This is a genomic window from Lacisediminihabitans sp. H27-G8, from assembly GCF_046156175.1.
Lineage (GTDB): Bacteria > Actinomycetota > Actinomycetes > Actinomycetales > Microbacteriaceae > Lacisediminihabitans.
The window spans coordinates 221563-245655 of sequence record NZ_JAYLVL010000003.1 but is presented as its reverse complement, the minus strand read 5'-3'; the positions used below and the strand labels follow the sequence as shown (position 1 = coordinate 245655).

The window sequence follows — 24093 nt, the reverse complement described above, 5'->3', positions numbered from 1 at the left end:
GCGGACGCGGCCGCCCTCCCCGGGCCGACAGAGCTCAGGGTCCGACTCCTGCTCCGGGCGGGCGGTTGTGAGGGCGGTCTCATCGGGGAGTCTTGGCGCCCCGGGCCGCCGCGGCTCCGGCCTCCCGCAGCCAGCGGGCGGGGTCGGCCATCGCCGCCTCGGCCGAGCCCGCGACGTCCGCGAGCCCGGATGCCCAGAGCGCCCTGCCGTCGGAACCGACCGGCGCCACCGCGAGCTGCCCCGCGATCACGGCGACCGGAACGCCACGCTCGCCCGCCAGACCGATCAGCGTGCCGACGAGCTTTCCCGTGCTGGATGTCGCGTCGAAGCGCCCCTCGCCGGTGATCAGCAGATCCGCCCCGGCTATCGCTGCCGGCACTCCCGTGAGGGCGCAGAGGTACTCGGCGCCGGGCTCGATGCGGGCACCCCAGACCGCCGCGAATCCGTAGGCAGCACCACCGGCGGCGCCGGTTCCCGGTCGTGTGGGATCGGCAGCGAGGTGGTCGGCACTGGAAGTTTCGGCACTGGAAGTTTCGGCGCCGAAAGTTTCGGCGCCGGCAATTTCGGCGCCGGCAGTTCCGGTGCTGGCAACTTCGGCCGTGGCAACTTCAGCGCCGCGAAGATCCCCACCGAGAAGTTCGGCGAAATGGGCGAGAGCCGCGTCCAGCTGCTTGACTTCGGCAGGCGATGCCCCCTTCTGCGGCCCGAAGACCGCCGCGGCGCCGGTCGGTCCGAGCAGGGGAGCCGAGACATCCGTCAACAGCGTGACACCGTCCGGCGGCGGTGCTCTGAGCTGCGAGCGGTCGAGGGAGCCCAGCGAGGCGAGCGCGGCCCCGCCCGCGGTGAGGGTGCCGTCAGAGCGAAGACCGAGGGCGGAGAGGGCGCCGGCCGCACCATCCGTCGAGGCCGACCCTCCTAACCCGATGATGAGCCGCGAAGCGCCTGAGGCCAGTGCGCTGCCGATCACCTGGCCGAGCCCCTCCGTCGATGCACCGAGCGGATCGAGGCTTCGCATCAGGGGAATCCCCGACATCTGGGCCAGTTCGACCATGGCCGTGCCGTCCGGAAGCGACAGCCAGGCTCCCGGGGTATGCCTTCCGTCCGGTCCGGTCACCGGCCCGGCGTCGCGCCGCTGCGCCCCCGGCACGGAGGCCTCGACCGCATCGAGTGTGCCCTCCCCGCCGTCCGCAAGGGGGATCAGCGTGAGCGAGTCCCCTGGGCGCACCGACTCCCAGCCCGCGGCGATCGCTCGAGCGACGTCGAGCGCGCCGAGTGAGCCCTTGAACGAATCGGGAGCGATCACGATCTTCATCCGGCGGAACCAGTCACGCTCCCGATGTTATCGGCGCGCGTTTCTCACGGGGTGGCTTCATCCAGCCGGGCGAAGGTGAGCGCAAGCGCGGTGTGCGCTGTCGAAGTGACCGCGAGCGTCGCACCGGCGGCTTCGAGGGTGAGCAGCGCGGCGCCGACGATGGGCCTGTCTCGCACCAGGGCTATCCGTGCGAGGGGACTCCGCCGGCTGAGCTTCTCCTCGATGGAGGCGAGAAAGGCGGCATGTCCCGCGGCGAGCACGCCGCCTCCGAGCACCACGGGAACGCGGCGGGAATCCAACTCCAGCCGACTGATGGCCGCACCGGCAAGAGCCACGATCTCCTCGGCCTGGCGGTCGAGGATGAGGGTCGCCGCGGCATCACCGCTGTCCGCGGCATCGAAGACGAGCGGGGCGAGGAGCGCAAGGCTCGCCACGGAGAGGCGGGCGAAATGGAGCCCTTCGATCACCGCCCGGATGTCGGGCAACCCGAAGAAGTCGGGGATGGACCGGCTGAACTGTGTGGCCGGCCCGCGGCCGTCGCCCGCCCGGGCAGCATGCCACAGGGCCTGCTCGCCCAGTTGGAAGCCGCCGCCCCAATCGCCGGAGATGGGGCCGAGAGCGGGGAATCGGGCCGTGGCCCCGTCCGCGCGCACGCCGACGCAGTTGATGCCGGTCCCGCAGATCACGGCGACGGCATCGGCTTGCTGGGTGCCGGTGCGCAGGAGGGCGAACATGTCGTTGTCGACGAGGGGGCTGCCGACCGAGGCCCAGGGCAGGTGAGCGACGGCCTCGCGAAAGATCTCGATCTCGATCTCCAGGTCGAGGCCGGAGACGAAGACCCCGGTGCCGACGAGGGGGAGCCCGGCACTGTCGAGCACCTCGGTGACGAGCGAGTCGACGACCGCGACGGCGGCGCCGAGCCCCTGCGTCTGCGGGTTGGAGGCCGCGCCCCGGGCATGTGCCCGTACGGTGCCGTCGAGGTCGACAGCGACGGCATCCGTCTTCGACCCGCCGCCATCGATGGCGACGATGACGCCCGCATCCGCGTTCATCGCGTCCACGCGAGATGTCGGCTGTTCTCGGCCAGCAGCAGGTCGGTGAGCTTCTCGGCGCGATCGAACTGGCGCACGAGAGGATGGGCGACCATCGCCCGCAGAACACGGTCGCGGCCGCCGTGCAGCGCAGCATCGAGAGCGAGGCGCTCGTAGCCTGCGACGTCCGCGATGAGGCCCGCCAGGTCATCCGGTAGCGGTGCGATCGGCAGGGCCGTGAGCCCCGCTGCTGCCACCGTCGCCGGCACCTCGATCACGTGGTCGTCGGGCAGGAACGGCAGGGCGCCGTCATTGCGGATGTTCACCACCTGCACATCGCGCCGGTCCGAGACCAGGGATGCGATGAGGTCCACCGCCGCCTCGGAGTAGTACGCGCCGCCGCGTTTCTCGAGGATGGCCGGCTTGGTGTCGACGTGCGGGTCGGCGTAGAGCCGAAGCAGCTCGGCCTCGACCTCCATCACGGCCTGGGCACGGGTGGGGGAGCCGAGCTGTTCGCGCAGCACCTGGTCGTGGCTGTAGAAGTACCGGAGGTAGTACGAGGGCACCGATCCGAGCAGCGAGAGCAGCTCCGGCGCCAGTTCGACCTCGTCCGCGAGGTCTCCGAGGCGCGAGGCGAGCAGTTCGGGCAGCGCATCCCGGCCGCCGACGGTGACGCCGCGCTCCCAGGTGAGGTGATTGAGGCCGACGTGGTCGAGCCGCACCTCGCGGAAGTCCACGTCGAGCATCGCGGCGAATCGTCGCTGGAAACCGATGGCGACATTGCAGAGTCCCACGGCGCGGTGGCCGGCCCCGACAAGGGCTCGTGTGACGATGCCGACCGGGTTGGTGAAGTCGATGATCCAGGCATCAGGTTTCGCGTGGGTGCGCACTTTCTCGGCGATGTCCAGCACCACCGGCACCGTGCGGAGGGCCTTTGCGAAGCCTCCCGGTCCCGTCGTCTCCTGCCCGATCACTCCGGCCTCGTGCGGCCAGGTCTCGTCGCCATGACGCGCGGCCTGTCCTCCGATGCGCAGCTGCAGCAGCACGACGTCGGCGTTCTCCACCCCGGCCACGACATCGGAGGTGGCGTGGATGGCACCCGGATGCCCGGCGCGGGCGAACATGCGCCGCGAGACACCGGAGACGAGTTCGAGGCGGTGCGCATCCGGATCCACCAACCAGAGTTCCTCGATGGGCAACACCTCACGCAGGCGCGCGAAGCCGTCGATGAGCTCGGGCGTGTAGGTGGAGCCTCCGCCGATGACAGTGAGTTTCATGCTGTGTGTCCTTAGCCTTTGACGCCGGTGAGCGTGATGCCCTCGACGAAGATTTTCTGTGCGAAGAAGAAGATGATGACCACGGGAACCATCACGAGGATCGTCATGGTCATCGTGATGCTCCAGTCGGTGCCGTGAACACTGCGGAAGCTCGCCAGCCCGTAGGCGACAGGCCAGGCGGCCGAGTTCTCGGAGGTGTAGAGCAGCGGTCCGTAGTAGTCGTTCCACGAGTTGAAGAACATGAACAGTCCGGCCGCGGCGATACCCGGGCGCGCCATGGGCACGATCACCCGTAACAACACGGCCCACTCGCTGCAGCCGTCGATGCGGGCCGCGTCGGCGTATTCCTTGGGGATGGTGAGGAAGAACTGCCGCAGCAGGAAGATCGAGAACGCGTCCCCGAGCAGGTTCGGCAGAATCAGCGGCCACAGGGTGCCGGTGAGATGAAGTTGCGACCACATCACGTAGATCGGGATCGCGGTCACCTGAGGCGGCAGAAGCATCGCGACGATGATGCAGAGGAAGAGCGCCCCCGAACCACGGAACCGGATGCGCGCCAGCGCGTATGCCGCCGGCACCGAGGAGAGCAGCATGAATGCCGTCGCAAGCACGGCGTAGAGCGCTGAGTTGCCGAACCACTGCAGGAGGGGCACGGTCTGGAACACACGCAGGTAGTTCTCCCAGTGCCACGTCGTGGGGATGAGTGAGGCGGTGAGAGCCTGCTTGTCCGACATGAGGGAGGTGAGGAAGACGAAAGCGACCGGTGCGATGAAGAGCACGCCGATGGCCACGAGGATGGCATGCTCGGCGATCCAGCCGAGCGCCCGGCGCCGGGGTCGGGGCCGGGCTGCGGCGGTGACGGTCACGAAGCCTCCTCCGGGGTGAAGGCGCGCACCCGGAGCAGCAGCACCAGGAGCACGACACTCGCCACCACGAACAGCACGACCGCCAGCGCCGAGGCGTAGCCGAGCTGGTAGTTGCTGAATCCGCGCACGTAGAGCCATTCCGTGTAGGTGAGCAGGGAGTTGTCGGGATAGCCGAGGGTTGCGCCGCCGCCTTCGCCGACGGTCGCCCGCCCGGAGGCGACGCTCGAGGCGACCGCTGCCTCGGTGAAGTACTGCAGGGCGGCGATGACACCGGTGACCACCGAGAACACCAGCACGGGCACGATCGCGGGAAGGGTGACGTACCAGCCCTTCTGCCAACTCTTCGCGCCATCCAGCGAGGCCGCTTCGTAGAGCTCCTGGGGCACGTCGAGCAGGGAGGCGAGGAAGATGATCATCACGTCGCCGAGCACCCAGACGCCGAGGAGCAACAGCGAGGGCTTCGACCACGCCGGATCGTTGAACCACAGCGGACCGTGGATGCCGATGGCCTTGAGGATCAGGTTGACCGGGCCGGTGCCAGGGTTGAACAGGAAGACGAAGGCCACGACGGCCGCCACCGGTGGCACGAGCGCCGGCAGGTAGAACAGGGTGCGCCAGAATCCGGATGCCTTCTTCGCCCGCACGAGCAGCCAGGCGACTCCGAGGGCCGTGAGGATGCGCACCGGCACCAGGATGCCGACGAACCAGAGCGTGTTGCCGGCGGCCTGCCAGACATTCGGATCCTGGGTGAACAGGTAGACGTAGTTGCGCAGGCCGATCCACTGGGGAGCCGAGACCAGGTCGAATCGGGTGAAGGAGTAGTACACGGAGGCGATGAGCGGGTAGACGAAGAAGATCAGCAACCCGAGGATGGCGGGCGCCAGCATCCCGAGCACCGCCCATCGCCGGGGTCGACGGCGCACACCGGGTCGCGCCGCTGTGGTGGTCGTCACGTTACGGTCCGGCGGTCAGGGCGATGGAGGCGTCGATGTCCTTGTCCACCTTGGCGAGGCCCGCGGCGAGGCCAGTGCCCGATCCCGACTGGTACTTGTGCCAGTAGTCCTCGAACGACTGCTGGTAGCCCGCACCAACCGGGCTCGGGGGAGTTGTGCCGGAGTGTTCGTCGGCCGCGATGTCGAGGAAGGTCTTGAACTGGGGGGTGACCTCCAGGTCAGGGGAGGAGAGGGCCGCGGATGTGGTGGGCACATTCTTGAGTCCGTTGGAGAGCTTCACGATCGCCCCGGTGTCGGTGGTGAGGTATTTGAGCAGCGCCCAGGCTGCTTCGGGGTTCTTCGCCCCCTTGGAGATTCCGGCGATGTTGCCGGTGATGTAGCCGCCACCGTAGAGCGCGGTGTGGTCATCCGCGGTCGGCAGGGGAGCGGTTCCATACTCCAGGTTGGGAGTCTGGTCGTCGATGAACGCTGTGCGGTACTCGCCATCGAGGTTCATGGCCACCTGCCCGGTTTGGAAGGCATTGTCTGCCGAGAACTCCTGCCCGAGCCCCGAGGTGAAGGTGTTGAGCTTGTCGTAGCCGATCGCGTCGACGAAGCCCTTCTGCCATTTCATCAGCTCGGTCCAGGCGGGGTCTCCGCCGATGGCAGAGTTTCCGTTCTTCTTGAGCCAGGTCGCGCCGGCGAGCGGGCCGAAGTGCGAGGCGGCGTTCTCGTAGAAGCCCATCATCGGATTGAAACCGAGGGTCTTGATCGACCCGTCGGCGTTGTAGGTGGTGAGGGCGATCGCCATCTTCTCGAGTTCGCCAAGGGTCTTCGGGGGCTCCGAATACCCGGCCGCGGCCAAGAGTTTCTTGTTGTAGTAGAGACCGTAGTCGTCGGCGAGCACCGGCATGCTGCAGCGGGTGCCCTTGTACTCCGTGTAGCTGCGCACGGTCGTGCTGAACTGCGTGAGATCGACCTTGTCGCGGGTGATGTACGGCCCGAGATCGCGGAACGCGCCACTGCTGCAGAAGTTGCCGACGATGTCGGTGGAGTACGAGAGTCCGACGTCGACCGAGTTGCCGGCGGCGATGGCCTTCTGCAGCTTCTCGTCATCCTGGCCGCTGTGCACGTCGACCTTCACCCCCGGGTTCGCCTTCTCGAAATCGTCAACGACCGACTGCACGACCTTGGCTTCCCGATCCGAGAAGAAGTGCCAGAAACTCACCGTGCCGGTGAGTTTGGCCGGGGCCGTGGCATCGATCGCGGAGTTCGTGGCCGCGGGGGAGCATCCGGTCGCGACCAGCGCGACCGCTGCCGCCATCGCTAAGACGAAGCCGGTGCGCCGGGTGGGGGAATGACGATTCATGGTTCGAGACCTTTCTGGTGGGGCGACGGGGTCAGGACAGGGTGCCGAGTTCGGCGAACAGTCGTTGGCGCACCTGCTGCACGAGAGTGTGGCGGGCACCTCGAAGCACAGGATCGCCCGACACCGCCGACCCGCGAATCCGGGGGCGCCAGGGCTGGTTGCGTTCGATCTCGGCTCGCACGAGGGTCGCGAGCTCGTCGCCACCGGCGATCCCGATCGGGCCGCCGATCACGACGACCTCCGGATCGAGGATCGCGAGCACCGGCACGACACCGAGCGCGATCCGAGGGGCCATCTCGGCGAAGACCGCGCTGCGGTTCGGGTGGTCGGCGAGAGCACGGGCGATACTGCGGGCGTCGGTTCCCTCGACCCCGTGGCGTCTCGCGATCCCGATGATCGCCGGGCCGCCGATGAGGTCCTGCAGGTCGGTCGCGTCGGGATCGATGTCGGCGGCAACGCGAGGCACGGGGAGGTAGCCGATCTCCCCGGCACCCCCGGCGCCGCCGCGGTGCACCGTGCCGTCGAGGTCGACAGCGAGGCCGAGACCGTCGTCCATCCAGAGCAGGGCGAAGCTGGATGCGCCCGCGCCCGCGCCCTCGGATCGCTCGGCGATCGCGGCGAGGTTCACGTCGTTCTCGATGTGAACGGTGCGGGCGAGGAATGCCTCGAGCTGGCGACGGACCCCGGTGCGCGGCCAGCCCGGGAGCGTGTCGATGAACGAAAGCTCATCGGTGCGCGGATTCACCGAGCCCTGCACCCCCACGCAGACCAGGCGCACCGTCGAAGCGCTCGTCGCGCTGGCGAGGCTCGCGGCCTCGATGGCTTTGCGCAGGTCGGCGACCGCCGAACGGTCATCATCGCCCTGGAGCCGGGTCTCGACGACCGGATGTTCGGCGCCCTGGGCATCCACCACCGTCGACCGGATCACCGATTCGTTGATGTCGACGGCGACCCCGAGCACCCGGTCCGGCCGCACGCCATAGGTGACGGCATTGGGACCACGGCCGCCCGACACCTCGCCGACCACCTGGATGAGTCCGGCGGCCTCGAGGCGGGAGACGATCTGCGAGGCGGTGGGCTTCGACAGCCCGGAGAGCTGCCCGATCCCGTTGCGGGTGAGCGATCCGTGCTGAAGAAGCAGGGACAGCGCGGTGCGATCGTTGGTCTCGCGCAGCCAGGCCGGGGTGCCCGGCACGGTTGTCGACATCGGTGCTCCTGGTGTTCGGTGCGAATTCACGGATTCACGAGTGCGCCGAATGTATCAGTAAAGTTTCCTAACAGTAAAGAGGGAGCGGATTAATGCCTCGTCGGCAGCGCGTGCGAAGTGCTGCGTCGAACCGCCAGAAGAGCGAGCGACCGCGGCTCCGGCCGATTCGAGTCGACCGGGGGGCTCCGTCACGGATACCATCGATGGATGGCTGACGGTGACGGGGGAACACGCGTCACCGGCACTCTCACCTCGTGGAATGACGATCGCGGATTCGGTTTTCTCACGACGGATGTCGGTGACCGGCGCGTTTTCGTGCACATCTCGGCATTTCCCCGGTCCGCGGTGCGTCCCCTGCTCGGCGAAGCCCTCAGCTTCGAGATCGAGACCGCCGCTGACGGCCGTTCGGTGGCGCGCCGGGTCACCGGAGAGCGGATGGCGCAGTCTGCGACACCCGCACCGGAGCCTTCCGCGCCACCCCGGCGCACGATGGTCCAGCGGATCCTCGCCGGCAGGAGACCAGCATCCTTCGACTATGTGGCCATCGTCGGATTCTTCCTGGTCTACGTCTTCGTGAGTGTTCAGTGGCCCATGCCACCCTGGGTTCTCGGGGTCTACCTCCTCACGAGCATCCTCTCCTTCATCGTGTACGCAGTTGACAAGAGGGCCGCGACGAGCGGCGGGTGGCGCATCTCGGAGAGTTCGCTTCTCGCGCTGGGCATCATCGGGGGCTGGCCCGGTGCAATCGTGGGGCAGCAGGTCTTTCGTCACAAGACCCGTAAGCGTGGCTTTCGTTCGGCGTTCTGGGGCACCGTGGTTCTGAACGTGCTCGCTTTCGTGACTTTCAGCGTGGTGCTCTCTGAGCGTTTGCAGAGCACCTTCTAGTACCAATCCCGCAGGCGGGGCGGGTAATATTTTCTCGACCACAGCGGTCTCACCCCACTTTTTCTTTTCCCAGGACGGTTCACTCATGACGATCAACGATGAGAAGCAGGGCACCAGTGTCGGCGAGAAGCTTCAGGCTGTCGTCGACCAGGCCGGTGAGCTCTACCAAGCCGGACCGAACACTCTCAATCGCAAGATCAACGAGGTGGATGCCGTGCTCGGCGCCGCCGTCGAGGCGATCCAGGAACTGGACGAGCGAACCTCCTGAGAACGATCGATCGCGTCTCAACGGGCAGTGCAGGCGCCGTATTCGCTGATCGTCGTGTCCCCTGTGCAGTGCTGGTAGGTCCAGGTGCGTGGCCCGAACGAATCCGCCGTGGCGTCCACGAAAAGGTCGATTCCGTCGATCTGCGGGCCCACCCGGAAATACGAAACGATGGCATCTCCCTCGGTCGTCAGGGACGACACCGAAAGCTCTGCGCCACCCCGACCGGCGGCCTCATCCATGCATGCGATCGCGCCGGGCGGCACCGTCTCGCCCTGCGCGAGCACGGCTTCGCCGCACGAGACGAGTGGCGACCGGTCGGTGAACTCTGGCAGTGCGCCCGAGCGGATGCTGCATCCCGCCAGCATCACGACCGCGCCGGCCAGCACGACCGCGGTGCAGGAGTTGGTGGCGGACATCGCTGCGACCCTTCGACGATCGCAACGCTAGCGGCGCGGATGCCGACACGCGACCCAACGTTTCGGGGTCTTCGGTCGTCATGGCGCGCCCGGCGAGGCCGAAGCGGCCGACGGTGGACCCCGCACCGCAATCTCCAGATTCCTGGTGTAGAAGGTGATGAGGACTATCGGATCGGAACCGCAATGCCACTCGTTCGAATCGATCTCGTCGCCGGACGCGATCAGGATCAGCTGCACGCCATCGGCGATGCCATCCAGGCGACTCTCGTAGACGTGTACGGGCTGCCCGAACGCGACCGCTTCCAGATCGTCACCGAGCATGCGCCGGGCATGCTTGTCGCTCTGGACGTCGGGCTCGGCATCGAGCGTTCAGAACTTCTCGTGATCATCCAGATCTTCACCCAGGCCGGACGCACGGATGAGGCGAAGCAGCAATTCTTCGCCGCACTCGCGCACAACCTGGAAGCCGTCGGTGTCGCGGGTTCGGATCTCGTCATCGGTTTCGTGGAGAATTCGCCCGCGGACTGGTCGTTCGGCTTCGGTCGCGCCCAGTACCTGACCGGCGAGCTCGAGCTCCCGGGGAGCTGACTGTGGGCCGGATCGGCTTCTGCTGCCGTCCGCCTGCGACGGACGGAGGGAGGCGAACGTGACTGTGCGGAAGGGGTGCACCAGCGATCCCTGCGCACACCCGCACCGCCGCCTTCGACGCTGAGGCGGGGGAAGCCGTCGCGTGCGTACCGACGCGGCAGACGAGTCGTATTCGACTAAATGACACTTGTGTCATAAATGGCCCGCCTCAGACCTCGGGCGTGCACCCTCATCACTAGGAGTCAGCACCCCCGCGCTCCGATTGTCAGGGGAATATCATGCAACCATTTGCCGGCACATCCTTTCATCTTGGCTCGAAGCGCCGTTCGCCACGGCGGTCCGTCATCGCGCTCATCGTGGCGCTGGCTATGGTGATCAGCGGGTTCGGCCCCTGGGCGGGGATGAAGACGCTCTTTCGACCCGATGTGGCTGCGGCCGCTGTCCCGACGAGCGCCACCGATGTGACGAAGGTGCCCCACTACTTCGGCCCGTACCCCAACTGGGCGAACAGCCCGCAGACCCTGGCGGACGCCATGGTGAAGATCGGCATCGGCACCCCGACTCCGGTGCTCTACGGCAACCCGCTGACCGAGCGCAAGTACGCGACCGACTACGCGAAGCCGACCGGGGAGTTGGGGCCGGTGTTGGTGGTGCTCGACCATTCCAAACTGCCCGACGGCACCCTCAACGACTTCCAGAGCTGGAACCAGGGCAACGCGGGAGGGAGCCCGACAACCTCCGCCGGCAACCTCTTTCACGCCCTGGTGCTGCGTCCCACCGGTACCGCGGGGGAGTACACCGTCGTCTATGTCAGTGACGAGCTGAAGGTACCGGTGCCGACAGTGAGCACCGGAGAGCTCGCAACCTATTCCGTGCCCGGCGTGGCGGTGCGCAAGAACGACGTGATCGGCTTCTACGGCCAGGGAGTCCCGGTGGATACCGAGGTCCTCGCCAACGCCGACACCCTGAGTACACCGGCGAGCGGTGACCCGACGCTGGCCACCAACCTCGCTCCGGCCAAGGACAGCACAATCGCGCTCGGGGTCTCGAACTATCCCGACTTCTCCCATGACCGCACCTATTCCTTCGCGGCCGACGTCACGCCGACGATCACCGACCCCGGTACGGGCGCTGAAGCCACGGCTTCGGTCGACCCGAAGACGGGCGCCATCTCCGGGGTCACGGTCACCAGCCCGGGTTCCGGTTACGCGATCCCGCCAACGGTCGAGATCACCACAGCCGGGGTCATCCCGACCACGGTGGCGAAGGCCGTCGCCAGAATCGCCACCGGTGTGATCACCAGCATCGATGTCAACGAGACCGGGTACGGGTTCACCGCGCCTGCCGCGACCCTGACGGGTGGCAACCCGACCGCTGGCGCTGAGGCCCACGCGCTGGCGAGCGGGACTGTCGACAATCTAAAGCTCACCGACGGCGGCAAGGGGTATCAGGCCCAGCCGCTGGTCACGATGTCCAAGCCCGATCTTGCCGACGGCGTGCAGGCCACCGCCAGCGCGACGATGGATGCCAGCGGTGTGGTCACCGGTGTGGACATCGCGAACGCCGGTAGCGGGTATACGTCTGCTCCGACCGTCACCATCACCGACGCCAGTAAGACTGCTCCCGAGCGTGAAGCCAAAGTCGAGGCCACTATCGGTGTCACCCGCATCGATGTCACCGACGGGGGAGCCGGCTACGATTCGGCCCCGACCGTGACGATCGCCGACACGGTGGGCACGGCCGACAAGGGTGCCAGCGCCACCGCTAAGGTGGCGGTCAAGGGCTCGGTCACCGACATCGTGGTCACCACTCCCGGGGCGGGCTATCTCACCCCTGGTATCAAGAAGTTCGTCGACACCCTGCCGGGAGAGGGGGAGGCCAACGCGAACGATCTGGGCCAGTACATCCCGATCGCGGTTCCCGACACCACCACCTACCCCGGCACTGACTACTACGAGATCGCGGTCGTGCAGTATCGGATGAAGTTCCACCGTGACCTGCCTGCCACTCTGTTGCGCGGCTATGTGCAGCTCTCCACCAGTGTCGTACCGGGCAAGAGAGTCCCCCTCGGCAACGCGAACCTGGACCCGGCACTGCCCGACAGCCCGATCAGTTTCACCGGGGTGGACAAGCCGCACTACCTCGGACCGACGATCATCGCCACGAAGAACAAGCCTGTCAGGGTCCTGTTCCGCAACCTTCTGCCCACCGGTGTGGCCGGCGACCTGTTCCTCCCTGTCGACACCTCGGTGATGGGTGCGGGTGCGGGTCCCGACATGATGATGCTCGACCCCACCACCAAGATCCCCGTGGACATGGCGAAGGACGAGAAGAGCGTGCTCGACGGCGTGCGCAACCCGATGTGCGGGCAGACACCGAAGCCGACCACCTGCTACTCGGAGAACCGCGCCACCCTTCACCTCCACGGCGGCATCACCCCGTGGATCAGCGACGGCACACCGCACCAGTGGGTCACCCCGACCGGGGAGAATACCGCGTACCCGAAGGGCGTCAGCGTCAGCAACGTGCCGGATATGCCCGATCCCGGCCCCGGTGCTGAGACCTTCTTCTACACCAACCAGCAGAGCGCTCGGATGATGTTCTACCACGACCACTCGTGGGGCATCACCCGGCTCAACGTCTACGCCGGTGAAGAAGCCGGATACATGATCACCGACGACACCGAGCAGAAACTGATGGCTCCCGGTGGCGCTCTCGAGGGACTCGGCATGGGCACCTCGCTCACCATCCAAGACAAGACCTTCGTGCCGAGCACGAAGCGGATGGCACAGCTCGACCCGACCTGGGATGCGAAGAAGTGGGGCGGTGAGGGCAACCTGTGGCAGCCACACGTCTACATGCCCGCCCAGAACCCCGGTGACCCCAGCGGGATGAGCTCGTTCGGTCGCTGGTTCTACGGCCCGTGGTTCTGGCCGCCGGCTAAAGACGCCAAGTACCCGCCCATGGCGAACCCCTACTACGACCCCACCTGCGACCCGAATGTGGCTGACTTCTGCGAGCCCGCCCTGATTCCGTCGACACCCAACAACTCGGTGGGCATGGAAGCCTTCCACGACACGCCAGTCGTGAACGGCACCGCCTACCCGACGACGACGATGGATCCGAAGTCTTACCGGTTCCGGATCCTCAACGGCTCCGACGACAGGTTCTGGAACCTGTCGTGGTACGTCGCCGATCCCGCCACCGGCACGGAGGTGGCGCTGAAAGCGAGCGAGGTCCAGGCGGCCCTGACCGACACATCCATCTCGCCGACTCCGGACACTGCCAAGAGCCCGAAGGGTCCGGACTGGATCCAGATCGGCAATGAGGGTGGGTTCCTGCCCACCCCCGTCGTGGTGCCTGCCCACGAGACCACGTGGATCACCGACCCCACGCGATTCGACGTGGGCAATGTCGACCAGCACTCGTTGCTGTTGGCCCCGGCCGAGCGGGCCGATGTTGTGGTTGACTTCTCCGCCTACAAGGGCAAGACGCTGATCCTCTACAACGACGCTCCTGCCGCCTTCCCGGGACGTATCCCCGGATACGACTACCGAGCTGGCGGTCCGGACCTGTCTCCCGGTGGAGCCCCGACCACGTTGCCCGGCTACGGGCCGGACACCCGCACTGTGATGCAGGTGAAGGTCTCCAACACTGCTCCGGCGCTGGCCTTCGACCGGCCGAACACCACGGCCGACCAGATGGGCAAGCTGATGGCGGCGTTCGATCACCACACGGACGCTGCCGGCAATCCTGCCGGTGTCTTCGAGTCGAGCCAGAACCCGATCGTGGTCGGCCAGGCCGCGTACAACCAGGCCTACGGAAAGAGCTTCGTCGGTAGCGGATACTGCAACTCGGCCACCAACCCCGCCGCCAAGTGCGACGGCTTCGCACGGATCGCCGAGCAGGGTGGAGACCAGTTCAAGTTCGACACCCTCGCGGGCCCACAACTCAGTGTTCCCATTGAGGGCAAGGCTGTTCACGACGAGATGAACTCGGCGAACTTCGACGAGTGGGGACGGATGAGCGGCAACATCGGGTTGGAGGCACCGGGCGCAACACCGCTCTTGCAGAACATCATCCTCTACCCGTACGTCAACCCCGCGACGGAGAAGCTGGACGGCACCAAGGGGACGAACAGTCTCAACGTGACCCCTATCTCCACCAACGCCGATGGAACGCAGATCTGGAAGATCACGCACAATGGCGTGGATACCCACCCGCTGCATTTCCATCTCAACGATGTGCAGGTGATAAACAGGGTCACCTGGGACAACATCATCATCCCGCCCGACCCGACGGAGCTCGGTTGGAAGGACACCGTGCGGGTCAGTCCGCTCGAGGACACGATCGTGGCGGTCCGACCCATCCTTCCGAAACTGCCGTTCGCCATCCCGGACAGCAATCGGCCACTCAACCCGATGATGCCGCTGGGCGCCAAGGGCTCGACCACTGGCCCGAACGGCTCTGAGGCAGGCTTCAACAACACGGACACGAGCGGTAACCCGGTCGCGCCGATCAGCAACGACATGACCAACTTCGGCTGGGAGTACGTGTGGCACTGCCATATCCTCAGCCACGAGGAGATGGACATGATGCGGCCGATCTCGGTCAGCGCGCCTCGCACACTGCCCGATGCATCGGTGATGCGCTTCACCCGACCAGCGAGTGACGTCTTGCTGAGCTGGACGGACGGCACCCCGATTTCGATCACCGATCCCACTACCTGGGGCAGTGCGAAGAACGAGATCGGCTACAGGATCGAGCGCGCACCACTGGTCAACGGAGCGGTCGGTGCCTACTCTCAGATCGCCACGGCGCTGGCGAACGTCACCACCTACACGGACATAACCGCGGGGACCGGGCAATATGCCTACCGGGTCACGGCGTGGAACGCGGCGGGGAATACGGTGTCCGCACCGGTGCTCACCGCAGCCACTTCGCCGCAGGTGACAGCTCGGAACCCCCTGCCCGGGGCGACCGGGGTGGCGACGAGCATCCGTCCGACAGTGACGTTCAACGAAGCCGTCACCGGCGTCAGCAACGCCACATTCACGCTCAAGCAGGGCGCCACCGCCGTTCCGGCGACGGTGACCTACAGCGCGGCGACCCGGACGGCTACGCTCACCCCAACGAGGGCTCTGACCGCTGACAAGCCCTACACGCTCTCGCTGACTACGGCCATCAAAAACGTGTCCGGAGGCTCGGTCGCGGCGACGAACTGGAGCTTCCTCACCGGACCCAGCCCGACGGTCACCACCACCAACCCTGCCGCCGGAGCCACCGGTGTCAGTCTGGGTACGACCACATCGAGGACTCCGCTGAGTGCAACGTTCAGCGAGACCGTCACCGGCCTGCCCACCACCGGTATCAGCACACCGAACTTCATCCTGAAGCTGGGGACGGCAACCATCGCCTCGAAAGTGACGTACAACACCTTCACCCGCGTTGCGACGCTGACCCCGGACGCGCCGCTGGTCGCAGACAGTAGTTACACCCTGTCGCTGAGCAATGCGGTCACGGACGTGGCAGGCAACCCCCTCACCGCTAAAACGTGGACCTTCATCACCGGTCCCGCCCCCGTGGTCACGTCTCGGACCCCCGCGGTGAACGCCACGAGGGTCAGCCGCACGGCGAACATCACCGCGACATTCAGCGAGGCGGTAACCGGCCTTCCCGCTACGGCTGCGGCGAGTGGGAACTTCACCATCACGCGAACGTCGAACGGCGTCGCCTTCCCGGCGGCCGTCAGCTACTCCGGCATCACGCGCGTGGCGACGCTCAACCCGACTGGCACTCTGCGGGCCAATACCCAATACACCGTCACCCTCAGCAGCGGAATAAAGGACACCGCTGGCAACCTACTGGCTCCCGTGACCTGGAATTTCACGACGGGCAACTAGCGCCTCCCAACCGCACACCGCCGCCCGGAAGTCGGGACCGGCGGCGGTGTGCCCGGCACACGGCCGCACCGTTACGGCGGACTAGGAGGGGATCATGTCCGGAATGAGTTCCCGCGCTGCGCGGGTGGAGCAACGCCGAGCACGGGGACCGCTGGTCCGTCGGCTGCTCGGCCTGCTCGTGGCAGCTGTGACTCTCGTGCTGATTCTGCCTTCGTCCCCTGCCTGGGCGCACGCCGAATTATTGACCACGACGCCGGCTGACGGTGCGGTTCTCGCCGATGCACCGAGCTCAGTGGAATTCGTGTTCGATGAGCCGGTATTTCTTGTTCCCGACGGCTTCCAGCTCTACGGCGGTGGCGCTGGCCACCGTACGGTTCCTGCCGAGGCTGTGGATGCGACAGTGCGGGTGACGCTGCCGAAGGGCCTGGCCGAGGGAAGCTATGTGTTGGGCTGGCGAGTGATTTCCGACGACTCCCACCCAGAGTCCGGCGTGCTGTCGTTCGCTGTGGGTCATGCCGACGCATCGGTCCCGACGGTCGTCGAGCGGGACACCCGACCGGTGGATATCCTCTACGGCGTGCTCACCGCTCTCGGCTATCTGGGCCTCTTCTGCCTTGCCGGTCTCACGGTTTTCGACCTCTGGGTCGCCCGCACCATCGCGCCGGGACGTCGGTTGCCCCGTCTGGCCGCGATTGTCGCCCTCAGCGCGTACCTGATCCTCGTTCCCCTCACCTCGGTTCGGGAGCGGGGCTTGAGCCTGGGTTCGCTTCTCGATCCGGCGGTCGTCACCACCGGGTGGTCCGGGGGCGCCGCGGTCGTCCTGGTCCTCGCGGCCTCGGGGGTCGTGCTGATGCTGCTCCGAAGGCGACTGTCCCGCCGGGCGGCCTTCTGGGCCGGGATGGCGGGGGCAGCGGCCGCGCTCGCCTCGGTGCTGCCTGTGGGCCATACCCGCACATTCGAACCCCTCTGGCTCGTGATGACCGCCGACATCATCCATGCCGCGACCGCGGCAGTGTGGCTGGGCGGTCTCGTGGCGTTGATTGTGCATCTCGCCCGTGCTCGACGCCGGGACGGCGACCCTGCGGAAGCCGCGCTCGTACTGGGCCGGTTCTCTACGCTGGCCGGTGGCCTCGTCGTGTTGCTGGGTATTACTGGTGCCGTCCTGGCCGTGGTGATCGTCGGCTCTGTTCCTGCTCTCGTCGGCACCGCCTATGGTCGGTTGCTGCTCATAAAGATCGGTGTCGTGGCGGTGATCGGTCTCCTTGCGGCGTGGAACCGGTTCGGTCTCGTCCCTCGCCTGGCGCGAGAGAGAATCACGGGGAGGGCCTGGCGCCGGCTGGCAGTGACGATCCGGCTCGAGCTGCTGGGGCTGGTGCTGGTCGTGGGGCTCGCCACTGCCCTGACGCTGCAGAACCCGCGGGCGACCGACGTGCCGGCTGTGCCGGTATCGGCCGCGACAGACGTGCTGACATCGGCGGGGATTCCTGTTGCGGCAGACCTCGGCACCGGCCATGTGACCGGCCGGTTCGGCCCAGGCAAGCCGGGGATCAATGTCATCGTGTTCGACCTCACCGATGCTGGTGGTGTTCCCATAGTGCCGATCGATCTGCCGGAGGTGAGTGTGTCCGAGCCGACCCAGAGTCTCGGGCCGCTGCCCGCGACGGTCGAACCAGGTAAAACACCGGGCAGCTACCGTGCCGTGGTCGTGCTGCCCGCTGCCGGGCAGTGGAAGATCACCGCCGCCGTCCGGGTGAACGAGTTGGAGCGGCCTGCGGCCGTCATCGATGTGGTCGTAGTGCGCTGACACACACCGGTCGGACTGCGGGGGCGGGTCACAGGGAGGTGTTCGTCGCGTCAGCCGAGGACATCGACGAATTCACCCCGGGGATCGCGGTCAGCCGTGTCGAAGGCGGGCTCTCCGAGGGGGAGAGCAGGCGACTCCGTTAGGGGGAGTCGAAGCGTGAATGTCGTGCCGCGACCCAGCGAGCTGTCAACCGAAACGGTGCCGCCGCGGGCTTCGGTGGCCGCTTTGACGATGGCGAGTCCCAGCCCGCTGCCGCCCCGCTCGCCCGCGGTCGATGCCGTCCTGAAGATCTCGAATACCGAGTCGATGTCTCCCACGGGAATACCCGCGCCGGTATCCCGGACTGTCAGTACCAGCGAGCGGTCCGAAGCATCCGCCGTCATTGCGATCGTGTCTCCCGTGCTGGTGAACTTGACCGCGTTCTCGAGGAGGCAGTCCAGCACAGCCTCGAGTCGCTCGCTATCACCCTGCACCACCCCGACAGCACTCTGTGCACTCCAGTTCCGGTCGGCAGTGACCGACCACCGGCGCAGGACGTCGGCCAGCATTCGGTCCACATCCACCGCCTTCGTGGCCGACGGCTCCACGACCCGCACCAGGGTGAGCAGGTTGGTCGCCAAGGCCGAGGCTTTGACGAGTTCCGCCACCACCAGCTGGGCATCCTCCCGCACGATCGGTTCGGCCGACTGGTCGGCGATGAGTTGCGCATAGCCCCTGGCGATGGTCAGGCGGGTGCGTACCTCGTGCGAACCGAACCGGGCGGCCGTCTCGCGCTGTTCACTGCGGTGTCGGTCTGCCTCCTGCAACGCCCGCAGCCCTTCCTGCGCTGCCCATTGCCGGTTCACATGCCACATGAGAAGCGCCAGAATGGCGCCCATCAGGATGGTCTCGGTGCATTCTTCCCATCTGATGATCCCGGCCATCGCATGACGGACGAGCGCGATCCCGGTCACGGCCGAGATGATGGCGAACACGACCCGGGTCGCGCGCCGCGGCCACGGGCACAGCCCGTAGAGCAGCGCAAAACTGGCCCAAACGAGGTGATACGGGATCGTCTCGTTGCCGGGCAGCGCAAACGTCAGGTAGCAATTCACCCCCGCGAAGACGGCCCACGCGGCTGCGAGGAGAACCTTAAGCCGAAATCCGATACCCGACATTGCGCACCGTTTCAATCTTGTCGTTGGACAGTTTCCATCGAAGCCGGCGCACGCACACGTCGATGACGTTCGTGCCGGTGTCGAATTTCGTTCCCCAGACACGCTCGAGCAGCTCGGCTCTGGTACACGGCTCGGGCGCTCGCTGGAGGAGTAATGACAGCAGCACGAACTCTCGCTGCGTCAAAGGGATGCGGCGATTGTCCACAACCAGCTCCCGTTGCAGCACATCGATCTCGATGCCCGCGCTGCGTAGGTACCGAGTGGCCCTCGCGATCGACGCCTGCGTCGATACCGGGGTTCGGATGCGGGTGCTGACCCGGGCCAACAGCTCGGCGTTGTCGAAGGGTTTGGCCAGAAAATCGACCGCACCACCTTCCAAGACACCCACCCTCGTCTCAATCTGGGTCATCGACGACAGCACGAGGATCCGACTCGACGGGCGGAATCGCATGACTTCGGCGAGGACGTCCTCGCCTCGTCCATCCGGGAGGATGAGGTCGAGGATGATCAGCTCCGGGTCGACGGCGCGGATCGCGGCAAGTGCACCCGCGGCCGTGCCGACAACGGTGACCGAGTAATCGGACCCACCGAGGATTCGTTCGAGGAGGCGGGCCAACACGGGCTCATCCTCGACCACCACGATGCGATTCACAGCGGCATCCGTCTCCACCCGAGCATTTTGGGCAGCGGCAGGGACGCCACTGGGTGAGCAGATCACAGCAGTTCAGTTCTTCTGCGCCCCAGAGTCGGGTTATCTGGGACTTGTGAGAAATATACCGGTTTGGTCCCCCTAATGGGGGACTGCTCTGGCCCCCAAAAGGGGCACATATCGCCATCGTGAAAACGTGTTTTCCTGAGCGCATTGGATAGGCTCGGAGCATGGCTGAGTTCATCGAAGACTGTGACGTTTATGCTGCCTCCTCCTATGCCGTCGCCGTGTCACACGGGCATCGCGTGAAGCAGAAGATCGATCTCAAGGCGCGGGTCGATACGGCAACCGGCGAGGTCACGTTTTACGTGCCTCTGGACAAGATCGACACATTGCGCGACTGACCGCCACGGTCGCTGTTCGGAGCAGCGGGTGATCGTCTGCGGTCAGTCGTCGTCGGCCGGGAGGACCTCTAGAGACCCTAATGGCACGATCCCTTTTCTAGAAGATCATGTCCATATATCGGAACCCCTGGGTCCAGGAATAGCAGGCGTCGTAAACGTAGTAGATGGCAAGTCCGGCGATGATTGCGACTCCGACGCCTCCGGCGATTGCTCCAAACCCTCCTCCGACGATGAGATTTCCTGCCCAGGAGGCACCGAGAATGGTGCTTGCCAGAGTGACACCGGCTTCCTGGTTTCCATGTTTGATGTAGCTGTATCCGCTCTGGAACTGCTCCGAGCGTGCGTCTGTCGCTGCGACGTCCTTGTCTCGCCAGTAGTTGCTGTCGCCGTCGTACCAAAATATTCGGTAGCGCAGTTCGCCTCCGGAAGTGCGGTATTTGACGAACTGCGCTCCTCGCGTGGCCTCGCGATACAACTCGGAGGCTCCTGACGGAAGATCGTAGGGCTGGAACGACGACAGCCTGCGGCGGTCTTGTTCGCCCATGGCCGTCGTCTGATCGGTGAGGAATTTGCCGCCTCCGTCCCAAACCTTCACGTCGTTGCCTGATTTCACGCAGATGTATTCGACGTATGGCTTCAGCCTCTTGATGTCATCGACCGAGTAGTACTCGCCATAAAACATCCGCGAGCGGCGCGTGCCGGAGGCATCGCCCGGTAGATGAAAAGTGGCCAACGTTCGCGGTGCGTTGAAGCCGGCAAAGATGGGCTTTGTCAGCAGGCTTACTCCTACCGCATTGGTGGGCAGCCCTTGGTAGGTCGATGCGCTCGCTTGCTGCGGAGAACTGACGACGCTGGCGCCGACAACCGCCGCACCCACCGCCATCGCGGGCATCAGATGGAGCACTGTGCGCCTGGGGATGTTAGGCGAAGCGAATTCTTCACGGGGTTGGGACATGTTCTCGACTCCTCTGTCTTCCTTGACATCGAACCGCCCGATCAGTGCCTCGAATCTCGTTCAATATTCGCGACCTCGCGAGCGTAGCCCGGTATATCGGACCTAAACAAACAAAAAAGCTGTTTGAATGGGTTTATATAAGCTTGATTGTGTCCGCTTGTCAAGCATTTTTGCACTAGAAGTTCTAGTGCCCACGTTCGCGAATGTGCCTTTTTGGGGGAGCGATGTCAGTTGCCCATGACCATTCCACGCTGTACAAGCGGATTCCCTGGCACCTTCAGATTGCGCCCCGACCTTCCGACTGCCTTCTCTGAAAACGGGCCATCCCGACTCGCGGTCAGAGGCCAGCCTCGCTGAAGTTTGGTCGGCTCGCGTTGCGTCTTCGTTCGCGGGAGGTTGAGAGATACTTCCGAGCCTGAATCGGATACCATCCCAAAACCATGGCGGTGCCCGTAGGAGAGCTTCCGGGAGTAAATCGCTCATCACGCCTTTGTTCGTCGCGGCCCTCGTTCCAACCAGCCCCGGAGTTGTTCGAGTCGTCGCATCTTGGTCAGGCGGATGATGCGGAGCTCCCGACCGGGTCCCCAGAAAACGATGATTGGGGTCCACCTCCGACTGTTCGCGTTGGTTCGCCAACTGAGAGATGGAAAGCCGGCCATATCGGTGTTCGCAGAGGTGATGGCACTTTTGGCGATCGTCTGTGTGTGGAGGAGCCCAAAAACTAAGACCTCTGACTCGGTGCACCGCACACCCATCCGGTACCCGCGGATCATCAAAATCATCCCGACGGTGCCAAGCGCAAAAACAGCCCACAGGGCCATGTGGGAAAGCTGCGATGCGGCGACCACAACAACACCCAGACCAGGAACAGCATTGGCGAAGCGGTTTGCAATGTGTGGATACAGCGGCATGGCCCCAGCATGGCTCATCAGCCGCACGGATAGCCTCGTTATCACCGCGTGCTGCTCGCCGAAGTCGGACTCAACTTTCGGGTCGTTTCTTCGCAGTGTGTCTGGTTGGGCGCTCACTTCGACGCCCGCAGAGCGGCCAAGCGTTTCACCCCGCAAGACGGAAGTTGACCGCGACAACTCGAGACAACGATTGCCGGGCTCGCGGTCGCGTCACTGGGCAACGCTCGTTGGTCTTGCTGCGACGAACGCAGTTCCCGCTAGCATCCGAAGCATGGAGCTGATCCGCGCAGGGTACTGGAAGTCCGACACAGATGATCGCTGGCCCGATCCACGGAGCATGGTTGATCCTGAGCTCCCCGAGGCCGAGCGAGAGGAAGTCGTGAGCTACTTGCGAAGGGGATTCATAGTTCGCTTGTGGATGGGATACAGCGCTTGCCGAATCTGCGGTGCAGGCAACGGTGACCTCGACGTGACAGACGGTGTTTACATGTGGCCGGACGGGTTGGCCCACTATGTCGACGCACACAACGTTCGACTCCCTACTCGGTTCACCGATCACATCAAGACGAGACTCGACGAATTAGAGAACCCCATCATCGACGATTCTTGGTGGCGCTCGCTCTGACCCATTCAATGGACAAACCGCAAATGGGACACTGGCCAAGTGATTACTGAACACGCCGTACTGCCCGTGATCCCGGGTCGAGAAGATGAATTTCGAGCGCGCCTTTGCCGAGGCGAGACCCATCATCACGTCAATGCCGGGGTGCCGGAGTTTATCGCTGTCACGTTCGATCGAATCGCCGAGCAGCTACCTGTTGCTTGTTGCGTGGGAGCAGTTAGCGGACCACACGATTGGCTTCAGGAAATCCACTCGATATGAAGAATGGCGCGCCCTTCTCCACCATTTCGATGAGCCGTTTCCCTTGGTCGAGCACTACCAAGCCGTTCCTTAACCGGAATTTTGCCGCGACAGGTCGACACAATGATCGCCGGGCTTGCGGCCGTATCACTTAGGAACCTCAACTGGGTCAAACAGGTCGACAGGCGTTTCCGGGATGGCTCACTTCATCGAGGCCTCAGGACTCCGAGGGGACCATGGGCAGCTCGGCTCCGTAGTTCCAGGAAAGGATGGCCGGCTGCTCGCGGTAGAAGCTGAGCACGGACACTGATCCAGCGTCCAGAGTGATCTGGGCCGCGAAACGGGGGGCCATCCGCAGAAACACGGCCGTCAGGATGCGCAGGAAGTGGCCGTGCGCGATCAGGGCGACATCTCCCTCCGCCATCGCGGGCAGCACTCGAGTGAGCACGCGCGAGGCGCGCGCGGCGACCTCTTCCACGGTCTCGCCGGGCGTCTGCCCCCGAATCACGCCGTGGGTGAAAGCACTCCAGTTGTAGCCGAGCTCGCTGCGGATGTCGCGCGAGGTACGCCCTTCGTATCCGCCGTAGTCCCATTCCACGAGGAGCGGATCGACCTCGGCATGCAGGCCCGCCAGTTCGGCGGTCCGCTGCGCGCGTTGCAGAGGCGAGCTCAGGACCAGTGAGAAGTCGTAGCCAGCGACCAACCGACCTGCGCCGCGGGCAAGCTCCTCACCTCGAGCAGTGAGCGGAACATCCGTGAGTCCGGTGTGGCGTCCTTCCTTGGACCACTCCGTCTCCCCATGGCGCAACAAGACCAACTTCCCCGAAGGGTTGTCGGGAGCGGGGCGTTCGGGCAGCGGATCGTTTGTGAGCACCCTCCAACCGTAATCGTGATGGCTCGCATATGGCCGAGACATCGAACCGGCCTACAGAAAAGCGATCCATTGAGAGCGCCCCCAAGCGGGACGGTGAACGCCAATCGGCAGGCAACACAGCGGAACCGTGGGTCCAGATTGGCCGCCGGGTCCGTAAGACCCGCCCGCGAGAGATTCGCGGTGAGGAACGTCAATCGCGAAAGGGGAGTCGTTTAGCGACCGAAGCAGAAGCATCCGCAGGCCGGCTTGTCCGTTTTAGGCGGCAAAATCCGAAACGACTTGGCAAGCGACAGGTGCCCCCAGGCAGATTCGAACTGCCGCCCCTGCCTCCGGAGGGCAGTGCTCTATCCCCTGAGCTATGGGGGCTCAAGTGCAGGTCTACGTTACCAGCCCTCTGCCAGCCGCACTGTCGGGGTGAAACGT

At 65.3% G+C, this 24093-nt stretch carries 20 protein-coding genes and 1 tRNA gene; 8 read left to right on the top strand and 13 right to left on the bottom strand.

Annotated features, from left to right (window positions below):
• Positions 1-79: 79 nt before the first annotated feature.
• The 7 genes from VLI63_RS10460 to VLI63_RS10430 are packed head-to-tail and all read right to left on the bottom strand — an operon-like array spanning position 80 to position 7994.
• Positions 80-1312: a glycerate kinase gene (locus tag VLI63_RS10460; protein ID WP_409156803.1), complete on the bottom strand. Its 1233-nt coding sequence runs from the start codon at positions 1310-1312 to the stop codon at positions 80-82.
• Positions 1313-1356: 44 nt separating this feature from the next.
• Entirely contained in the window at positions 1357-2364 is a 1008-nt protein-coding gene (locus VLI63_RS10455) for an N-acetylglucosamine kinase (protein WP_409157235.1), read from the bottom strand.
• Positions 2361-3620, bottom strand: coding sequence for a 6-phospho-beta-glucosidase (locus VLI63_RS10450; RefSeq protein ID WP_409156802.1), 1260 nt, complete (start codon positions 3618-3620; stop codon positions 2361-2363). Before VLI63_RS10450 ends, VLI63_RS10455 begins: the two co-directional genes overlap by 4 nt.
• 11 nt (positions 3621-3631) lie before the next feature.
• Positions 3632-4486 (bottom strand): carbohydrate ABC transporter permease, encoded by an 855-nt coding sequence (locus tag VLI63_RS10445; RefSeq protein WP_409156801.1) that lies wholly within the window; start codon positions 4484-4486, stop codon positions 3632-3634.
• The gene (locus tag VLI63_RS10440) at positions 4483-5439 is read right to left on the bottom strand and encodes a carbohydrate ABC transporter permease (protein ID WP_409156800.1); all 957 of its coding nucleotides are present in this window, start codon (positions 5437-5439) and stop codon (positions 4483-4485) included. The genes VLI63_RS10445 and VLI63_RS10440 overlap by 4 nt, the downstream gene beginning before the upstream one ends.
• Before the next feature lies 1 nt (position 5440).
• Positions 5441-6787, bottom strand: coding sequence for an ABC transporter substrate-binding protein (locus VLI63_RS10435; RefSeq protein ID WP_409156799.1), 1347 nt, complete (start codon positions 6785-6787; stop codon positions 5441-5443).
• 31 nt (positions 6788-6818) lie between these two features.
• Complete coding sequence (locus VLI63_RS10430; RefSeq protein ID WP_409156798.1) at positions 6819-7994, bottom strand: ROK family protein; 1176 nt, start codon at positions 7992-7994, stop codon at positions 6819-6821.
• 207 nt (positions 7995-8201) lie between these two features.
• Here VLI63_RS10430 and VLI63_RS10425 point away from each other — a divergent pair, with 207 nt between their 5' ends.
• On the top strand, positions 8202-8879 hold the full coding sequence (locus VLI63_RS10425; RefSeq protein WP_409156797.1) for a DUF1294 domain-containing protein: 678 nt from the start codon (positions 8202-8204) through the stop codon (positions 8877-8879).
• Positions 8880-8964: 85 nt separating this feature from the next.
• Positions 8965-9147, top strand: coding sequence for a hypothetical protein (locus VLI63_RS10420; protein WP_409156796.1), 183 nt, complete (start codon positions 8965-8967; stop codon positions 9145-9147).
• Between the two features lie 17 nt (positions 9148-9164).
• Here VLI63_RS10420 and VLI63_RS10415 read toward each other — a convergent pair whose 3' ends face one another.
• Positions 9165-9563 carry a hypothetical protein gene (locus VLI63_RS10415; protein ID WP_409156795.1) on the bottom strand — a complete coding sequence of 133 codons (399 nt, stop codon included), beginning with the start codon at positions 9561-9563 and terminating at the stop codon, positions 9165-9167.
• 183 nt (positions 9564-9746) lie between these two features.
• On the opposite strand from VLI63_RS10415, the gene VLI63_RS10410 reads away from it, so the two are divergent.
• The 3 genes from VLI63_RS10410 to VLI63_RS10400 all read left to right on the top strand — a co-directional run bounded on the left by VLI63_RS10410 (position 9747) and on the right by VLI63_RS10400 (position 17858).
• Positions 9747-10151: a tautomerase family protein gene (locus tag VLI63_RS10410; protein WP_409156794.1), complete on the top strand. Its 405-nt coding sequence runs from the start codon at positions 9747-9749 to the stop codon at positions 10149-10151.
• A 278-nt stretch (positions 10152-10429) separates the two neighbouring features.
• Positions 10430-16054, top strand: coding sequence for an Ig-like domain-containing protein (locus VLI63_RS10405; protein WP_409156793.1), 5625 nt, complete (start codon positions 10430-10432; stop codon positions 16052-16054).
• A gap of 94 nt (positions 16055-16148) precedes the next feature.
• Entirely contained in the window at positions 16149-17858 is a 1710-nt protein-coding gene (locus VLI63_RS10400; RefSeq protein WP_409156792.1) for a copper resistance CopC/CopD family protein, read from the top strand.
• Positions 17859-17908: 50 nt separating this feature from the next.
• Here VLI63_RS10400 and VLI63_RS10395 read toward each other — a convergent pair whose 3' ends face one another.
• Both VLI63_RS10395 and VLI63_RS10390 read right to left on the bottom strand, forming a co-directional pair.
• On the bottom strand, positions 17909-19015 hold the full coding sequence (locus tag VLI63_RS10395) for a sensor histidine kinase (protein WP_409156791.1): 1107 nt from the start codon (positions 19013-19015) through the stop codon (positions 17909-17911).
• The gene (locus tag VLI63_RS10390) at positions 18990-19652 is read right to left on the bottom strand and encodes a response regulator transcription factor (protein WP_409157234.1); all 663 of its coding nucleotides are present in this window, start codon (positions 19650-19652) and stop codon (positions 18990-18992) included. Before VLI63_RS10390 ends, VLI63_RS10395 begins: the two co-directional genes overlap by 26 nt.
• Positions 19653-19894: 242 nt before the next feature.
• Between VLI63_RS10390 and VLI63_RS10385 the strand changes: the two genes are divergently transcribed.
• Entirely contained in the window at positions 19895-20068 is a 174-nt protein-coding gene (locus VLI63_RS10385) for a hypothetical protein (protein ID WP_354575132.1), read from the top strand.
• A gap of 97 nt (positions 20069-20165) precedes the next feature.
• Here VLI63_RS10385 and VLI63_RS10380 read toward each other — a convergent pair whose 3' ends face one another.
• Positions 20166-20960: a hypothetical protein gene (locus VLI63_RS10380; protein ID WP_409156790.1), complete on the bottom strand. Its 795-nt coding sequence runs from the start codon at positions 20958-20960 to the stop codon at positions 20166-20168.
• 1245 nt (positions 20961-22205) lie between these two features.
• Here VLI63_RS10380 and VLI63_RS10375 point away from each other — a divergent pair.
• A complete protein-coding gene (locus tag VLI63_RS10375) occupies positions 22206-22559 on the top strand; it encodes a hypothetical protein (protein ID WP_409156789.1) in 354 nt (117 codons plus the stop codon).
• An 85-nt stretch (positions 22560-22644) separates the two neighbouring features.
• Positions 22645-22890: an antibiotic biosynthesis monooxygenase family protein gene (locus tag VLI63_RS10370; protein WP_409156788.1), complete on the top strand. Its 246-nt coding sequence runs from the start codon at positions 22645-22647 to the stop codon at positions 22888-22890.
• Positions 22891-23013: 123 nt separating this feature from the next.
• Here the strand turns inward: VLI63_RS10370 and VLI63_RS10365 are convergent, their stop codons facing one another.
• The gene (locus tag VLI63_RS10365; protein WP_409156787.1) at positions 23014-23670 is read right to left on the bottom strand and encodes a histidine phosphatase family protein; all 657 of its coding nucleotides are present in this window, start codon (positions 23668-23670) and stop codon (positions 23014-23016) included.
• 294 nt (positions 23671-23964) lie between these two features.
• Positions 23965-24036 (bottom strand) — tRNA-Arg (locus VLI63_RS10360).
• Positions 24037-24093: the final 57 nt, after the last annotated feature.

What these genes read in the sequence shown, in the direction of transcription:
- VLI63_RS10375 (WP_409156789.1), top strand. Translation starts at nt 22,206, where the DNA reads ATGGAGCTGATCCGCGCAGGGTACTGGAAGTCCGACACAGATGATCGC.
- VLI63_RS10425 (WP_409156797.1), top strand. Translation starts at nt 8,202, where the DNA reads ATGGCTGACGGTGACGGGGGAACACGCGTCACCGGCACTCTCACCTCG.
- VLI63_RS10430 (WP_409156798.1), bottom strand. Translation starts at nt 7,994, where the DNA reads ATGTCGACAACCGTGCCGGGCACCCCGGCCTGGCTGCGCGAGACCAAC.
- VLI63_RS10410 (WP_409156794.1), top strand. Translation starts at nt 9,747, where the DNA reads ATGCCACTCGTTCGAATCGATCTCGTCGCCGGACGCGATCAGGATCAG.
- VLI63_RS10385 (WP_354575132.1), top strand. Translation starts at nt 19,895, where the DNA reads ATGGCTGAGTTCATCGAAGACTGTGACGTTTATGCTGCCTCCTCCTAT.
- VLI63_RS10395 (WP_409156791.1), bottom strand. Translation starts at nt 19,015, where the DNA reads ATGTCGGGTATCGGATTTCGGCTTAAGGTTCTCCTCGCAGCCGCGTGG.
- VLI63_RS10400 (WP_409156792.1), top strand. Translation starts at nt 16,149, where the DNA reads ATGTCCGGAATGAGTTCCCGCGCTGCGCGGGTGGAGCAACGCCGAGCA.
- VLI63_RS10460 (WP_409156803.1), bottom strand. Translation starts at nt 1,312, where the DNA reads ATGAAGATCGTGATCGCTCCCGATTCGTTCAAGGGCTCACTCGGCGCG.
- VLI63_RS10435 (WP_409156799.1), bottom strand. Translation starts at nt 6,787, where the DNA reads ATGAATCGTCATTCCCCCACCCGGCGCACCGGCTTCGTCTTAGCGATG.
- VLI63_RS10450 (WP_409156802.1), bottom strand. Translation starts at nt 3,620, where the DNA reads ATGAAACTCACTGTCATCGGCGGAGGCTCCACCTACACGCCCGAGCTC.
- VLI63_RS10420 (WP_409156796.1), top strand. Translation starts at nt 8,965, where the DNA reads ATGACGATCAACGATGAGAAGCAGGGCACCAGTGTCGGCGAGAAGCTT.
- VLI63_RS10370 (WP_409156788.1), top strand. Translation starts at nt 22,645, where the DNA reads ATGAATTTCGAGCGCGCCTTTGCCGAGGCGAGACCCATCATCACGTCA.
- VLI63_RS10415 (WP_409156795.1), bottom strand. Translation starts at nt 9,563, where the DNA reads ATGTCCGCCACCAACTCCTGCACCGCGGTCGTGCTGGCCGGCGCGGTC.
- VLI63_RS10380 (WP_409156790.1), bottom strand. Translation starts at nt 20,960, where the DNA reads ATGCCCGCGATGGCGGTGGGTGCGGCGGTTGTCGGCGCCAGCGTCGTC.
- VLI63_RS10455 (WP_409157235.1), bottom strand. Translation starts at nt 2,364, where the DNA reads ATGAACGCGGATGCGGGCGTCATCGTCGCCATCGATGGCGGCGGGTCG.
- VLI63_RS10405 (WP_409156793.1), top strand. Translation starts at nt 10,430, where the DNA reads ATGCAACCATTTGCCGGCACATCCTTTCATCTTGGCTCGAAGCGCCGT.